This is a genomic window from Flavihumibacter cheonanensis (assembly GCF_022352215.1).
GTDB classification, from domain to species: Bacteria; Bacteroidota; Bacteroidia; order Chitinophagales; family Chitinophagaceae; genus Flavihumibacter; species Flavihumibacter cheonanensis.
The window spans coordinates 1-279 of sequence record NZ_JAKRWF010000236.1; the positions used below are offsets into that span (position 1 = coordinate 1).

1 protein-coding gene is annotated in these 279 nt (G+C 71.0%); it reads right to left on the reverse strand.

Annotated elements, in window-relative coordinates:
- The coding region (locus tag MD536_RS21840) for an NAD-glutamate dehydrogenase domain-containing protein (protein WP_239603889.1) at nucleotides 1–279 on the reverse strand (279 nt) is incomplete at both ends.

The window sequence follows — 279 nt, forward strand, 5'->3', positions numbered from 1 at the left end:
AGAACTCCGAGGGGTGCTCGTCGACCGGTGGCAGCCCGAGGTACTCGAGGATCGGGACCAGCTCGGCGATCGTCGCCGGTCGATCGCGCAGGAACACCCGGAAGCGCCACTCGCGATCGAGCGAGTCGAGCGTGCGTCCGAACGACGTCGTGATGCGGGCGTCATCGTCGGCCGACATCAACGCGGCGACGTGCACGAGGTCGCCGACGGCGGCCGACGGCCGCACACGGGCCTCGTAGTCGGCCGGCACGGCGGTACGCACCGCTGACCAGACCCGCT